This window comes from Burkholderia sp. KBS0801 (assembly GCF_005937855.2).
Lineage (GTDB): Bacteria > Pseudomonadota > Gammaproteobacteria > Burkholderiales > Burkholderiaceae > Burkholderia > Burkholderia ambifaria.
The window spans coordinates 275,702-290,474 of sequence record NZ_CP042178.1; the positions used below are offsets into that span (position 1 = coordinate 275,702).

Below are 14,773 nucleotides of genomic sequence, written 5' to 3' on the forward strand. Positions count from 1 at the left end.
GTCAGGCAGGTCGAACGGCAATCGCGAAGGCGGGCGCCGTCGCATCGAGGGGCTGTCCGCGCAACGGCAGGCAGGCAATCGCACCGTCGCGCGACATGTCTGACCGGCCCGTGAATGTCGCGAGGTCGACCGTCGATCGCGGATGGGGGCGATGCGCGTCGTCGTCGCGGGTGCCATGACTGGCCCGCACATGGCACGTTGCGGTGCCGACTGGCCCGAATTCTTCGATCGGTCCTTCGAGCGTCGGCGGCAACCCGCCTACCGGCGAGGAGCCCGAATTGATGTGGATGGACGCGCTGGCGCCCGTGTGCAGATGTGTCTCCACCGTTTCTCCATTCGTTTGTCGATCGGTTCTCGCGGCCGTGTTCAGCCGTCCTTTGTGACATTAAAGTCATGAATGATAACTTTGTCAATGTAGACATTTGAATCTATACTTGGGCGCACGAACAAGGATCGGAAACGTCATGCCGAATACACCGAATCGCCGGACACCGAAGCGCTCCGCTCCGGAAGCCGCCAACGCGCCGGAACCAGCCAAATCCGAGGTCGCGGTCGCCGAAGAGCGCGAGCCGCGCGGCGCGCGCCGCAAGCGCGAGACCCGGGCCCGCCTGCTGGACGCCGCGCTCAGGCTGATGGCGCAAAAGGGCATGGAAGGCGTCGCCATCAACGAAATCACCGAGGCCGCGGACGTCGGCTTCGGCTCGTTCTACAACCACTTCGAATCGAAGGAGGCGATCTACGCGACCCTCGTGGAATCGGTATTCGAGGAATTCGCGGATTCGCTCGATCGCGTGGCCAGCGGCTTGTCCGATCCGGCGGAAATCGTTTCCGTGTCGGTGCGGCATACGCTGATGCGTGCGCGGCGCGAGCCGGTGTGGGGACACTTCCTGATACGCGAGGGTTTTTCGGCGCGGGTCCTGACGCTCGGGCTGGGCCAGCGCCTGCTGCGGGACATCGAGCGCGGCATCGCCGAGAAACGCTTCGTGGTCGCCGACCCGTTCATCGGCTTCCTCTCGGTTGGCGGTACGGTGCTGACCGCGATTGCGGCCGAGCTCAACTTCGTCGCGCCGGGCGCGCCGGCGGCCGATGTGCTGAAGGAACTCGGCTTCAACGGAGAGCATTTCCCGGAACGCACGGCGGCGACGCTTCTGCATACGTTGGGGCTCAAGCGCGCGGAAGCCGAGAAGATCGCAAGCCGGCCGCTGCCGGTGGTGGAAGCGGTCGAGACGGCGCAGTGATGTAGTGCCGTCGCCCGCTGCCAGGCCCCCGGGTGGGTCAATTGCGGATGAACGGTGACACGGCAGTTGGGGCCGGGATGTGGCGGCTTTTTGGTGAATCCCTGCCGAGTGGCTCTTTCTGACGCTATGTTGAATCGTCGCGCCGGGCATTCTGCGCGCTGACGCTCAGCAGCGCGACGCCTAGCGCGGCCGCCCAGCTGGTCGCGGACGGCATCCGATCGGCGGCGCCCGCCGCACCGCTTGCCATCTCTGGTAGCGCAGCCGGTTCGGCGTGCAGGCCGTCGACGATGTGCCGAAACGTGGCATCGCGCAGCGCGTACAGATGGACCTCGACCCATAGCGGGAAGCATTCCCACCCGGCGGTAATGTTCGCGTAGTCGGCTGCGGTGCAGGAACCTCCGCGCTCCGGCGTCGCCGCCGGAATTTTCGTGATCATTCGATCATGGTCGCGGCGAAGGATCTCGATCAACAGTTCGCGCTTGTGTTCGAAGTGCGCATAGAACGCGCCGCGCGTGTACCCGGCGCCCTCGGCGATATGTTCGACGCTCGTCTCGGCAAAGCCTTTCGCGATGAATAGCGCGCGGGCGGTGGCGATGAGCCGTTCGCGGGTGTCGAGCCTGCGTTGCTCGCGCGTGAGTCGGGCGGGTTTCATCGTGGGTTGTCCATGCAGGTGGAAATGATCGAAGCGGCGCAACACCGCGCCGCACGAAACGCGGGATCGATGCGGGAACGCCGGAGCGCCGATTCGTTTTTCGTCGGGATGATTTCGCCTGACGATGTCGCTAGATCGTGCAGGGCACGGCGCGATGCCGATCGCCCAACCCAACCCGACCGCGTGCGTGTTCGCGGCCTGATTCAATCGTCGAGCAGATCCGGCGCGCCGCGCGCGGCGACGGGTGGCGCGATCCGTCGGTCGAGTATTCCCGCGCGGCATCCGGCGGGCGGCGGCGCGTGCGTGGCCGCCGCGCGAATGCCCGCGGCGATGCCGAGCGCGAGCGTGTCGAGCGCATGGCGATGCGCGTCGACGAGCGCGTCGTAGCCCGCCGACGCACCGGCCCGAACGATGCTGCGGCACGTCAGTGCCGGCTGTCCGGAGCCGGCGTCCACCGTCCATGTCGCATCGAGCAGCACGTGCGACGCCGGCCACGATTCGACACGCTGGACGTCCACGGCGACCCGATAGACCGGCGTGCCATCCGGATGGGCGACGCGGTGAACGTCGATCGTGTTCAGCCGGGACGTGACGCGCGTCGACAGTCCGCCGCGCATCTCGTCGCCGAGCGGCGAAACCCAGCGCTCCTGTTCCAGAATGTCGACCCGTTCGGGGCCGCGCTGCACCGCGAGCCGGTTGCCGTCCGCTGGCGCCGCGACGTGCACGCTCTGAATGTCGATCAGCCATGCGGAACGCGAGGCGCCGGTTTCGCCGCCCGCGCCTTCCGCGATCCCGAGCGTATGGAACCGTACGGGCGGCGACGCACAGGCGCTGAGCACGGCCAGCGCGACGCACGTTGCGATGCGGATCGGCATCCGGATCGTGCGAAACGAATGCTGCGTCATTTCGGTTCTCCTTTCTTGCCGAAGAGCAGCGCTTCCGGATGCCGCTCGAGATAGTCGGCCAGCGTATTGAGCGACTGGAGCGTATGCGTGAGCGATTGCATCGCGTCATGAACGTCCGATTGCATCGGCGAATCCTGCCGCAGCGTCGCCTGTGCGGCGTCGAACGTGCGCTGCGCCGCCGCCAGCGTGTCGCGCGCCTGCGGCACGACCTGCTCGTCGAGGTGTCCGAACAGCTGGTTCGCATGCTCGAGCGCACCGTTCAGACTGTTGCCGATCTGGTCGAACGGAACCTTGTCGAGCTTCCGTGCGATGTCGGCGAGCTGAACCTGCAGTTCGTCGAGCGTGTTCGGAACGGTCGGCAGCTCGACCGGCGTACGGTGCACGTCCACGCTCGCACGCGGCGCCTTCGGGAACATGTCGAGCGCCACGTACAACTGGCCAGTGAGCAGGCTGCCGGTGCGCAGTTGCCCGCGCAGCCCCTGCAGCACCAGGTGCTCGAGGAGGTCGTGGCCGCCGGCCGTATCGGGGGCCGGTAGCGCGGTGTCGCTGTGCCGGCTCAGTCTCGACGGATACAGCGCCATCGTGACCTTCATGCTGAACGTGCGCGAGTGCTCGTTGTATTCGATCCCGATGTTCGTGACCTGACCGAGCGCAATGCCGCGCAAATCGACCGGCGCGCCGACGGACAGCCCGCGCAGCGATTGGTCGAAGCGCATGACGACCATCAGCGGCGTGCCGTCGGGGTCGCGCATCGCCTCGGCTTGGTCCGGCGCGAGCCGGAACGACGCGTTGTCGGCCGCTGGCGGTGCATCGGCTTGCTCGGGCGGCGACTGAAACGCGAGACCGCCGACGACCACCGTCGCGAGCGACTGCGTGTTCAGCTTCAGGCCGTTCGAATCGAGCCGCAGATCCACGCCGCTTGCATGCCACCAGCGCGTGTTGGTGCCGACGTATTTGTCGTACGGCGCCGTCACGAACGCTTGCACGTCGACGCCCGTGCCATCCTTGTCGAGCGAGAAGCCAACCACCTGGCCGACCTGCAGGTGCCGGTAGAACACCGGCGAGCCGATATCGATCGAGCCGAGCGAATCGCCGTGCAGCAGGTAGCGGCGGCCCTGCTGGTCCGCGGTGACGGCGGGCGGCGTCTCGAGGCCGGCGAAGTCGGTCTGCTCATGCGGCGAGCGGCCGAGGTCCGCGCCGATGTACGCGCCGGAGAGCAGCGTGCCGAGCCCGGAGATTCCGGTGGCGCCGACACGCGGCCGAACGACCCAGAATCGCGTATCGCGGTTCGCGAACCGCGCGGCTTCCTTGGTGAGCTGGATGCGCACGACCACGCGCTTGAAGTCGGGCGTGAGCGTGATGGCCTGCACCGAGCCGATATCGACGTCCTTGTAACGGACCTTGGTCTTTCCGGCTTCGAGGCCTTCTGCGTTCGCGAACGTGACGGTGATCGTCGGGCCGGTCGCGGCAATGTTGCGGTACACGAGCGACAGCCCGATCAACGCGCACACGAGCGGAACGATCCAGACGAGGGACGGGATCCAGCGGCTGCGCGGCCGGATCCCGGGTTCAGGCAAATCGAGGGGAAGCATCGTATGAATAGTCGTAGAGTTGCGACGGGCTTGCGCTCGTTCAGGATCGAGGGCTGGCGGCTGGGCGGTGCACGCCGTCCCAGATGAGTCGCGGATCGAACTGCATCGACGCGCACATGGTGAGTACGACCACGGCGCCGAACGCCAGCGCGCCGGGGCCGGGCGTGATCTCGGCGAACGACCCGAAATGCACGAGCGCGATCGTCAGCGCGACGACGAACACGTCGAGCATCGACCAGCGGCCCACGCGCTCCACCAGTCGATGGAGCCGCGCGCGTTCCAGCGGGCGCCATGGCGTGCCGCGATGTGCGGCAATGGCCTGCAACGCGAGAATCGCGAGCTTGAGCATCGGCACGAGCACGCTCGCGACGAACACGACGACGGCGAGCGGCCAGTCGCCGGACGTCCAGAAGTACGCGACGCCGGCGAGAATGGTGTCGTCCTCGGTGCGGCCGAGCGATGTCGCGTGCATGATGGGCAGCAGGTTCGCCGGAATGTAGAGAAGCGCGGCCGCGATCACGAGCGCGCCCGTGCGTGCGGCGCTGCGCGGGCGGCGTTCGTGCAGCGTCGACCCGCAGCGCGTGCAGCGCGCGCCGGCGGCCTCGATATGCGGCTGCTGCACGCGTGTGCAGGTATGACATGCGAGCAGCCCCGCGGCGCGGGCCGTGACGCTTGCCGGGCGGTGGTGCCCGGTCGCGCTGGTCGCGTCCGTAGCGTCCATTGCGTCTGCTGTGTCGGGCGCCACCGGTGCAGCGCGTCGCGGCGTGTGCCGCCGGCGCGACACCGCGGCAGACATACCGCCGTCGCGCAGCGCGTTGATTTCGTCGCGTGCTTCCCACAGGCCGCCCGGGTCGAACGACGCGAGAACGCCGAGCATCACGGTGAGGGCGCCGAACGCAAACAGCGCGGGGCCCGGTATCACGTGCGCGACGCTCGTCATCTTGACGATCGTGACCAGGATGCCGAGCAGGAACACCTCGACCATGCTCCATGGACGCAGCCGCTGCATGTTGCGCAGGACCGGCGCGAAGCAGGGCGGTACGCGGCCCGCGCGCAACGGTACGAGCACGTACAGCCACGCGGCGAGTTCCAGCAGCGGGAACAACATCGTCGTGCAGAACACGATCGCCGCCACGGCCGGTTGCCCGTGCAAGTGCAACGCGGCCACCGCGTCGGCCAGCGTCGCGTGCGATGCGATGCCGGCTGCGTCGAGGCCGACGATGGGAAAGGCCTGCGCGATGAACAACGTGAACAGCGCGGCGAGCGCGACCGCGCACCGCCGGTCCAGCGCCGGACGGCCGTGCGCGCTGCCGCCCACGCGGGCACGGCACCTCGGGCAGTGCGCGGCCAGCGCGCGCAGGCGCGGCGGCCGCCAAAACAGCAGGTCGCATTCGTGGCAGGCGACCAGGTTTTCGGGTTTCATCGGGAATCGATCATGCGGAGTAAAGGAGTGCTCGGCGCCGCGGTACTCGCGGTGCGTCGGGCGTCCGGCGCCGGGCGTCGGGCGCCGAGGTCCGGGCCGGCGGCACGCGCAGCCGACCCGTCGACGCAAGCAGCCGTTATTGCCGGGCCGCGACTGCCGTGCGGGCGTCGGGCGGCAACTCGCCCATTGCCTGCAGCAGTGCCGCCGTATCGGTCATTCGCCGGCTCGCGGCACGGACCGCGTCGAGCTCCGCGGTCAGATATTGCCGCTCGCTCGCCTGCTGCGCGGACACCGGAACGGCGCCCAGTGTGCGGCGCTGCGCCGTTTCGTCGAAGGCCGCGCCAGCCGCCCGCGCCGCGATTTCGTTCGCGGCCAGCGTCTGCGCGTCGTTGTCGAGTGCGGCGAGCGAATCCGCGACGTCGCCGAACGCGGACAGCACCGCCGACTTGTACTGCAGCACCGCCGCGTCGTACGAATCGAGCGTCGCACGCCGATGGGCCAGCAGCGCGCCGCCGTGGAAGAGCGGCTGCGACAGGCCTGCGCCGACTGCCCACAGCCCGCCCGCCCCCGACAGCAGCGCCGGCCAGCTGAAGCCGCCGCGTCCCAACGTCGCCGTGAGCGATAAACTCGGGAACAGCTGCGCGGTCGCTTCGCCCGCATCCGCCGCGGCGGCTTTTACCGCGGCTTCGGCCGCGCGGATGTCGGGGCGCGCCTTCAGCAGGTCGGACGGCACGACGACCGGCACGTGCTCCGGCAGGGACAGGCTGTCGAATGTGGGGATCGGTGGCACGGCGTCGGGCGTGCGGCCGAGCAGGATCGCGAGCGCGTGAACGGTTGTCGCGCGCTGCTGGCGTAGCGCCGGCAGCGTCGCGGCGAGCGATGCCGCGTTCTGCGTCGACGCCAGCGCCTGCGCGTGCGAGATCGCGCCGAGCGCGTAGCGCTGCGCATCGTCGTGCGCGGACGATGCCGCGATGGTGACGAGCCGCTCGGTCAGCAGGATCTGTCGGTCGAGCGCCGCAGCGGAGATGGCGGTGCCGACGATGTTGGCTGCCAGCGCGCGCCGCGCCGCCTCGAGCTCGCAAGCGCGCACGTCGACGCGCGCGGCGCTTGCCGCGTTCGCATAGCGCGTGGCGCCGAACAGATCGAACATGTAATGCGCCTGCAACTGACCGACGAACACGTTGTAGCGCAGGGTCTGCGCGCCCGTGCCGGAGATGTCCGGCGTGCGGGTGCGGGCCACCTGCGCATTCGCGTCGAGCGACGGCAGCGTCGATGCGCCGACCTGCGCGCGCAGTTCCTGCTGCGCGGCGGCGAGCGTCTTTTCGGTCGCGGCAAGCGTCGGATTCGCGCTCAGCCCTTCGTCGACCAGCGCGTCGAGCGCGCCGGAGCGATAGAGCCGCCACCACTGCGGAACCGGCGCGGCGCCGACGTCGAATTGCTGCGCGACGCCCGCCGCTTCGGCGGTCCGCGGCGGCTGCGGCGTCTCGCCGTAGTGAGCCGGCGACGGCATCGCGGGCGGTGTGCTGCTCGGGGCCATCGCGCAGCCGGACAGGCCGAGCGCCGCGCTCGCGGCGAGCGCCGCGGTCATACGGGTAAGTTTCATTGACATGTCTCCGGGGACGCGACGGCCGTGGCGGTCGACTCGCGTTCGTCGCGTCGCACCTTGAAGCACGTCGCATAAAGGGCGGGCAGGAAGAAGATGGTCAGTCCCGTCGCGACCGTGATGCCGCCCATCAGCGCCGTGGCCATCGGGCCGAAGAAGCCCGAGCGCAGCAGCGGGATCAGGGCGAGCACGGCGGCGGCGGCGGTCAGCATGATCGGCCGGAAGCGCCGCACCGTCGCGCCGACGATCGCCGTGAAGCGCGGCTGTCCGGCTGCGATGTCCTGGTCGATCTGATCGACCAGGATCACGGAGTTGCGCATGATGATCCCGAACATCGCGATCACGCCGAGCAGCGCGACGAAGCCGAACGGCTTGCCGAACAGCAGCAGCGCGGCGACCACGCCGATCAGGCCGAGCGGCGCGGTCAGCACGACGATGAAGGTGCGCGAGAAGCGCTTGAGCTGAATCATCAGCAGCGTCAGCACCGCGATGATCATCAGCGGCATCTGGGCGTTGATGGACGTCTGGCCCTTCATGCTTTCCTCCGCCGCGCCGCCGATGTCGATCCGGTAGCCGGTCGGGAGCGTCGCGCGCAGCGTCGCCAGCGCACCGTCGATGTCGCGCGTGACGCCGATGCTCGCTGCGTCGCCGCGCACGTCGGCCTGCACGGTGATCGTCGGCTGGCGGTCGCGTTCCCAGATCACGCCGTATTCGAGCGTGTCGCGCACGTGGCCGATCGCGCCGAGCGGCACCGGGCCGTGCGGCGTCGGAATCGCGATGCCGGCGAGCTTCGACGGGTCGACGCGCTCGCTCTTCGGCGCCCGCAGGTCGACGTTGATCAGCTTGTCGCGCTCGCGATATTGCGTGACCGTGTAGCCGGACAGCGTCATCGCGAGGAAGCTCGACACGTCTTCCGACGTCACGCCGAGCTGGCGCGCCTTGAGCTGATCGATTTCGAACGACACCGAGCGCTCGGCCGGCTCGTCCCAGTCGAACTGCACGTTGCGCGTGCGCGGGTCGGCGCGCACCTTGTCCGCCACCTTCTCGGCGATAGCGCGTGCCGTCGCGATGTCGTCGCCGCTCACGCGGAACTTGATCGGGAAGCCGACTGGCGGCCCGTTTTCAAGCCGCGCCACACGGGTGCGCAGGGTCGGGAAACGGGTTGCGAGCGTCGACTCGAGCCAATGCGACAGCCGCTCGCGCGCTTCGACGTCCTTTGCCGTGATGACGAACTGTGCGAAGTTCGGCTGCTGAAGCTGTTGATCGAGCGGCAGATAGAAGCGCGGCGCGCCGGTGCCGACGAAGTCGACGACGTGATCGATTTCGGGTCGGCCGGCGAGCGTCTTCTCGAGCCGCGTGGCCTCGCGCAGCGTCGCGTCGAACGACGCGCCTTCCGGCAAGCGCAGGTCGACCAGCAGTTCGGGGCGCTCCGAGTTCGGGAAGAACTGCTGCGGCACGCGCGTGAAGGCGGCCATCGCGATCGCGAACAGCACCGCGGTCACGCCGAGCACGACCCAGCGGCGCTCGATGCAGGCCGAGATCCAGCCGGACAGGCGCCGGTAGAAACCCGTGTCGTACACGTCCTGCCCGTGCGCATGCCCGTCGCCGTGCTTGAGCTCGGGCAGCATGTGGTAGCCGAGCAGCGGCACCAGCACGACGGCTGCAAACCACGACACGATCAGCGAAATGGCCGACACCTCGAAGATCGAGCGCGTGTATTCGCCGGTGCTCGACTTCGCGAGCGCGATCGGCAGGAAGCCCGATACCGTCACGAGCGTTCCGGTGAGCATCGGGAACGCCGTGCTCGTGTACGCGAACGCCGCCGCACGCGTTCGCGTCCAGCCTTGCTCGAGCTTCACCGCCATCATTTCGACGGCGATGATCGCGTCGTCCACCAGCAGCCCGAGCGCGAGCACCAGCGTGCCCAGCGACACCTTGTCGAGCCCGATGCCGAACACATGCATGCACAGCGCGGTCACGGCCAGCACGATCGGAATCGTGATGACGACCACCATCCCGGTGCGCAAGCCGAGCGACACGAGGCTGACCACGAGCACGATGGCGACGGCTTCGCCCACCGCCTCGACGAAGTCGTCCACCGAGTGCTTGACTGCGTGCGGCATGCTCGACACCGCGCTCAGCTTCACGCCGGCCGGCAGGCCTGCCTGGAGTTCGGCGGTCCTGGCGTCGAGCGCCTTGCCGAGATCGATCACGTCGCCGCCCTTTTGCATCGTCACGCCGATGCCGAGCACGGCGTGGCCGTTGGTCCGCATCTGCGTGACCGGCGGATCGTCGTAGCCGCGCGTGATCTTGGCAACGTCGCCGAGCCGGAACGTGCGGTTGTTCACGGTGATCGGCATGTCCGCGAGCGCCTGCACGTCCTTGAACGCGCCGGTGGGACGCACGAACACGCGATCGTCCGCCGTCGTGATCGTGCCGACCGGCGCGACGGCATTCTGCGCGTCGATCGCCTGCGCGAGCTGTTGCGGCGTGATCGCGAGCCGGGTCAGCTGCGCGTTCGAGATCTCGACGAACACGTGCTGATCGGGGTCGCCGAAGTAGTCGACCTTTGCGACGCCGGGCACGCGCAGTAGCACCGCGCGCAGCTTGTCCGCGTAATCGTGCAGTTGCGCCGGCGAGTAGCCGTCGCCTTCGAGCGCGTAAATGTTCGTGTAGACGTCGCCGAATTCGTCGTTGAAGAACGGGCCGACCGTGCCCTTCGGCAGCGTCGCGCGGATGTCGCCGACCTTCTTGCGCACCTGATACCAGGTTTCCGGCACCTGATTGACCGGTGCCGAATCCTTCATCGCGAAGAAGATCATCGACTCGCCGGGGCGAGAGTAGCTCTTGATGTTGTCGACGTACGGCGCGGCCTGAAGCTGGCGGCCGATCCGGTCGGTGACCTGCTCCTGGACTTCGCGGGCGGTGGCGCCCGGCCAGTAGGTCTGGATCACCATCGTGCGGAACGTGAACGGCGGATCCTCGGACTGCGCGAGGCGCGTATAGCCGATCACGCCGAAGATCGTCGCAAGGCCGATCAGGAAGATCACCAGCTGCTGATGCTTGAGCGCCCATGAGGACAGATTGAAGCGACGGTCGTCGGACTGGCCGGCATCGGTTCGCGCGTCGTCCGGCAGATGATGTTCGGGGGCGTTCATGACGGGAAGTCCTCCGGATGCAGCGGCGGCACGACGCGCACGCGTTCGCCGGCGGTGACGGTATGGACACCTTGCATCACGACGCGCTCGTCGCTCGCGAGCCCCGACGTGATGGACACCGTGCGTTCGTCGTAGCGTCCGATCGACACCGTGCGCAGTTCCAGCGTGTCGCTGCCCTTGCGGACGACCCAGACCGCCGGCGCTTCGCCGCGGTGAAAGAGCGCGGTGGCCGGCAGCGTGATCGTATGGTCCGCGGCGGCGTCGGTGCTGCCGTCGAACGCGACGTTGGCCGTCATCCCGGAGCGCACGTCCGGGCTCGGCGCGATCAGCGTCAGTTTGACCCGCCACGTGCGGCTTTGCGGATCCGCGGCGGCCGCGACCTCGCGCACGCGCGCATCGAACACTTTGCCCGGCAGCGCCGTCAGGCTGACGCGCGCGCCGCGGCCAATCGCGAGATCGCGCAGGTCGCGCTCCGAGGCGTCGCACACGATGTCGAGCTCGCCGCTCCAGTCCAGATGAAACACCGCCTGCCCGGCCTCGACGTTCTGCCCGGTATCGGCATCCTCGGACGTCACGACGCCGTCATGATCCGCGACGAGCGTCGCGTAGCGCAGGTGATCTCCGGCGAGCGCCATCTGCGCGAGGGCGGCATCGCGCTGCGCGACCGCTGACGTATAGGCATCCTGCGTTGTCTCGAGCTGCGCGGGCGCGATCAGCGCCGCCTGTGCCTGCGCGCGGTCGCGCTCGAGTTGCTGCTTCGCGTAGACGACCCGATGCTCGGCGGCGTCGAGCTGTGCGCGGGCATTGAGCAGCGTGTTGTGCAGATCGGCGGGATCCAGGGCCGCGAGCGTCTGTCCGGCCTTGACGATGTCGCCGATGCGCACGCGCCGCTCGACGATCTTGCCGCCGACCCGGAACGACAGCGCCGTCGAATAGCGCGCCTGGACCTGCGCCGGCAGCACGCGCTGCGATGCGCCGCTGTCTGCATGAGCCGGCAGCGCGACCACCGACCGCGGTTCGGGCGCGGGGGCCTCATGCGAATGACAAGCCGTCAGAAGAATTGCACAGCATGCGAGCGCGATCGGCGCCCGCTGAACCGGCGGCGCGATGCGTGTCAGGAGCCGGCGCATCGAAGTGCGCGCATCAAGACCTGGTGATTTCACGATGTTTCCAAGACGAATGAAGGGCCAACTAAAAAATCCGGCGACCTCGGCGGGCCGGCCGACTGGGGTGGGGCGCGAGCCGGCTTCGCTGCCGACGGCGCATCCACGTGTTAAATCAGTACTCCGATGTTTGCGTGGCAGCGTCCGATGCCGGCACGCTAGATCACGCAGCCTGCGCCCGCCGCACGGAGCGGTGGGGCGGGCTACCGCACGGGCATCGAATGCCCGTGCTGGCCGTTACCGCCCGTCGAGGACCCTTCCGGCAGACACGCTCGGCGCAGCGATTTCCGAGATTAGACTCATAACTGATAATATTGTCAAGTATGAGCCAATAATCTAAGATTGCGGAATGCAAGAAATTTCGAAGGGGGGAGACGCTGTGATGGATCAAACGTCCGAGCCGCCGCGGCCCATCGGGGCCGCCGTCGCGACCGAGCATCGGGTGCCGCGGGGCGCGCGGCGCAAGCAGGCGACGCGCATGCGTCTGCTGCGGGCGGCGTTCATGCTGATGGCGGAAAAGGGGATGGACAACGTGGCGATCAGCGAGATCACCGAGGCGGCCGACGTCGGGTTCGGCTCGTTCTACAACCACTTCGCATCGAAAGACGGACTCTTTGCCGCGTTGATCGAGTGGGTGTTCGACGATTTCGCGGATCGGCTCGAGCGCGTGACCGGCGGCTTGTCAGATCCGGCGGAGGTCGTGTCGGTCTGCGTGCGCCATACGCTGATGCAAGCGCATCAGGAGTGGATGTGGGGTCGGTTCCTGATGCTCGAAGGTCTTTCGGTACGCGCGCTCGACCGCGGGCTTGGGCAGCGCTTGCGGCGGGACAGCGCGCGCGGCATCGCGGCGCGCCGCTTCATCGTCGGCGATCCGTTCGTCAGCGTGCTGGCGTCGACAGGGACGATTCTCGCGGCAATCGCCGCGCAGCTTCACATCGCCGGGACGGTCGAGGGCGGGGCGCGGAGACGGGCGGCCGGCGTCGGCGATTTCCCGGAACGGACCGCCGCGGTCGTGCTGCAGACGCTTGGCATTGCGCGCGCCGAGGCGCACGCCATCGCGAATCGCCCGCTACCGCTCGGCGATTTCACTGTAACGGCTGGGGATTGAGAGGGGCGGGGGTCGTCGTCAACCCTTTCCAGGCGGCCATCGCCGCCCGGCGTCACTTCGACTTGGCCGAGCTGTCGTTACCCTGCTTGCGACCCGGTTCGCGCGCTGTCGCCGATGGGCCCAGTGTCGCGAGAATCTTGTCGCGGCACACGGTGAGGATTTCGTCGGCCAGTGGAGAATCATCCGGGCACGCGCGCGACAACACAACGGCGCCGACCGCATGCGCCATGATGTCGAGGCAGTCGGCTCGGGCCTCCACCGAGTCTGCACCGTCTGACGAATCATGTTCCTGGACCAACGCCGCCAGCAGTCTTTCGATGCCGTCCGCGAATGTGGCCCGGACCGCTTCGGGTTGACGCGCGGCATCCCCACCCAGCGCGGCCATCGTGCAGCCGGTTGCGCGCGCGTCGCGGTGCTCGCGCGCGAGATACTGTCGCACGAATTCCGCTGCGTCCACCCCGGCCGACAGCGCAACGGTCTGCGCCATGCCGCAGGCCGCCGATTCCGCCATCAGATCGGCCTTTGAGCGGAAGTGCTTGTAGAAGCCGCCGTGGGTGAACCCGGCTGCGCTCATCAGATCAGCAACTCCGACCCCATCAAAACCGCGCTCCCTGAATAGCGTCGACGCTGTTTCGACAACGTGGGCGCGGTTGGCCTGGGCCTGTGCCTTGGTGACTTTCACTTTTCCTCTCCGTGTGGGCGCATTCCCTGTCTGATGGCCTGACTATACATTGATGTTGGTCGTCATCAAAGTATTGACACGTTAGATTATGGTCGTCATCATTGGGCCAATCCCACCACCCGACGCTGGAACGACATGTCAGAGAAAACCCTTTTCGAGCCGTACGCCCTCGGTGGCCTGACGCTCGCCAATCGCATCGTCATGGCACCGCTGACGCGCAACCGTGCCGGCGCCGGGCTGGTGCCCAGCGAGCTTGCCGCGACCTACTACGCGCAGCGCGCGTCGGCCGGCCTGATCATCACCGAGGCCACTCAGGTTTCGGCCCAGGCCCAGGGCTATCAGGACACGCCAGGCCTGTACACGCCCGAGCAGATCGCCGGCTGGCGCAAGGTCACGGACGCCGTCCATGCGAAGGGCGGACGCATCTTCGTGCAGCTCTGGCATGTGGGCCGCGTCTCGCACACTGACCTCCAACCTGGCGGCACGGCGCCGGTCGCGCCTTCCGCGATCCGCGCCGAGACGAAAACCTTCGTCAACAACGGCTTTATCGACGTGTCCGAGCCGCGCGCGCTGGAACTCGCCGAGCTGCCGGGCATCGTGAACGACTTTCGACAGGCTGCGGCCAACGCGATTGCCGCGGGTTTCGACGGCGTGGAAATTCACGGCGCCAACGGATATCTGCTGGAGCAGTTCATCAAGGACGGCGCCAACCAGCGCACCGACGACTACGGCGGCTCGATCGAGAACCGTGCGCGCCTGTTGCTGGAAGTCGTCGCCGCAGTGGTCGAGGAAATCGGCGCAGAGCGCACGGGCGTGCGCATCTCGCCGGTTTCGCCGGCAAACGGCATTTCCTGCAGCGATCCGCAAGCGCAGTACGACTACATCGCCGAACAGCTCAGCGCGCGGGGGATCGTCTATCTGCACGTGGTCGAAGGCGCGACCGGTGGCCCACGCGATGTGGCGGCATTCGACTACGACGCGCTGCGCCTCCGTTTCAAGCAGACCTATCTGGCCAACAACGGATACGACGTGGAATTCGCCACCACTCAACTCAATGAGGGCAGAGCCGACTTGTTCGCGTTCGGCCGTCCGTTCATCAGCAACCCGGACCTGGTCGAACGCCTGAAGCACGGCGCACCCCTGACGCAACTCAACCCGGCGACGCTCTATGGCGGCGGCGCTGCGGGTTACATCGATTACCCGACGATTTCCGGCTAAGGCTTCGTGCCCTTGACTGAGTCTCCGCCAG

Annotated in this window: 12 protein-coding genes; 3 read left to right on the plus strand and 9 right to left on the minus strand. The window is 67.9% G+C overall.

Annotated elements, in window-relative coordinates:
* Position 1: 1 nt before the first annotated feature.
* Entirely contained in the window at positions 2-325 is a 324-nt protein-coding gene (locus FFI87_RS18080; RefSeq protein WP_244100639.1) for a hypothetical protein, read from the minus strand.
* Between the two features lie 139 nt (positions 326-464).
* On the opposite strand from FFI87_RS18080, the gene FFI87_RS18085 reads away from it, so the two are divergent.
* Positions 465-1,238: a TetR/AcrR family transcriptional regulator gene (locus FFI87_RS18085; protein WP_138849604.1), complete on the plus strand. Its 774-nt coding sequence runs from the start codon at positions 465-467 to the stop codon at positions 1,236-1,238.
* Between the two features lie 124 nt (positions 1,239-1,362).
* On the opposite strand, the gene FFI87_RS18090 is transcribed toward FFI87_RS18085, so the two are convergent.
* The 7 genes from FFI87_RS18090 to FFI87_RS18120 all read right to left on the minus strand — a co-directional run bounded on the left by FFI87_RS18090 (position 1,363) and on the right by FFI87_RS18120 (position 11,701).
* Positions 1,363-2,097 carry a TetR/AcrR family transcriptional regulator gene (locus FFI87_RS18090; RefSeq protein WP_261378606.1) on the minus strand — a complete coding sequence of 245 codons (735 nt, stop codon included), beginning with the start codon at positions 2,095-2,097 and terminating at the stop codon, positions 1,363-1,365.
* A complete protein-coding gene (locus FFI87_RS18095) occupies positions 2,094-2,795 on the minus strand; it encodes a membrane integrity-associated transporter subunit PqiC (RefSeq protein ID WP_138849603.1) in 702 nt (233 codons plus the stop codon). The genes FFI87_RS18090 and FFI87_RS18095 overlap by 4 nt, the downstream gene beginning before the upstream one ends.
* Positions 2,792-4,387, minus strand: coding sequence for an intermembrane transport protein PqiB (locus tag FFI87_RS18100; RefSeq protein WP_138849602.1), 1,596 nt, complete (start codon positions 4,385-4,387; stop codon positions 2,792-2,794). Before FFI87_RS18100 ends, FFI87_RS18095 begins: the two co-directional genes overlap by 4 nt.
* A 40-nt stretch (positions 4,388-4,427) precedes the next feature.
* Positions 4,428-5,810 (minus strand): paraquat-inducible protein A, encoded by a 1,383-nt coding sequence (locus FFI87_RS18105; RefSeq protein WP_138849601.1) that lies wholly within the window; start codon positions 5,808-5,810, stop codon positions 4,428-4,430.
* A 136-nt stretch (positions 5,811-5,946) separates the two neighbouring features.
* Positions 5,947-7,413 carry an efflux transporter outer membrane subunit gene (locus tag FFI87_RS18110; protein ID WP_138849600.1) on the minus strand — a complete coding sequence of 489 codons (1,467 nt, stop codon included), beginning with the start codon at positions 7,411-7,413 and terminating at the stop codon, positions 5,947-5,949.
* The gene (locus FFI87_RS18115) at positions 7,410-10,571 is read right to left on the minus strand and encodes an efflux RND transporter permease subunit (protein ID WP_138849599.1); all 3,162 of its coding nucleotides are present in this window, start codon (positions 10,569-10,571) and stop codon (positions 7,410-7,412) included. The genes FFI87_RS18110 and FFI87_RS18115 overlap by 4 nt, the downstream gene beginning before the upstream one ends.
* Positions 10,568-11,701, minus strand: a complete 1,134-nt coding sequence (locus FFI87_RS18120; RefSeq protein WP_138850236.1) for an efflux RND transporter periplasmic adaptor subunit — start codon at positions 11,699-11,701, stop codon at positions 10,568-10,570. The genes FFI87_RS18115 and FFI87_RS18120 overlap by 4 nt, the downstream gene beginning before the upstream one ends.
* A gap of 415 nt (positions 11,702-12,116) precedes the next feature.
* Here FFI87_RS18120 and FFI87_RS18125 point away from each other — a divergent pair, with 415 nt between their 5' ends.
* The gene (locus FFI87_RS18125) at positions 12,117-12,842 is read left to right on the plus strand and encodes a TetR/AcrR family transcriptional regulator (RefSeq protein ID WP_138850235.1); all 726 of its coding nucleotides are present in this window, start codon (positions 12,117-12,119) and stop codon (positions 12,840-12,842) included.
* 52 nt (positions 12,843-12,894) lie between these two features.
* On the opposite strand, the gene FFI87_RS18130 is transcribed toward FFI87_RS18125, so the two are convergent.
* Positions 12,895-13,524 carry a TetR/AcrR family transcriptional regulator gene (locus FFI87_RS18130; RefSeq protein WP_138849598.1) on the minus strand — a complete coding sequence of 210 codons (630 nt, stop codon included), beginning with the start codon at positions 13,522-13,524 and terminating at the stop codon, positions 12,895-12,897.
* Positions 13,525-13,659: 135 nt separating this feature from the next.
* On the opposite strand from FFI87_RS18130, the gene FFI87_RS18135 reads away from it, so the two are divergent.
* Positions 13,660-14,742 carry an alkene reductase gene (locus FFI87_RS18135; RefSeq protein ID WP_138849597.1) on the plus strand — a complete coding sequence of 361 codons (1,083 nt, stop codon included), beginning with the start codon at positions 13,660-13,662 and terminating at the stop codon, positions 14,740-14,742.
* Positions 14,743-14,773 lie beyond the last annotated feature (31 nt).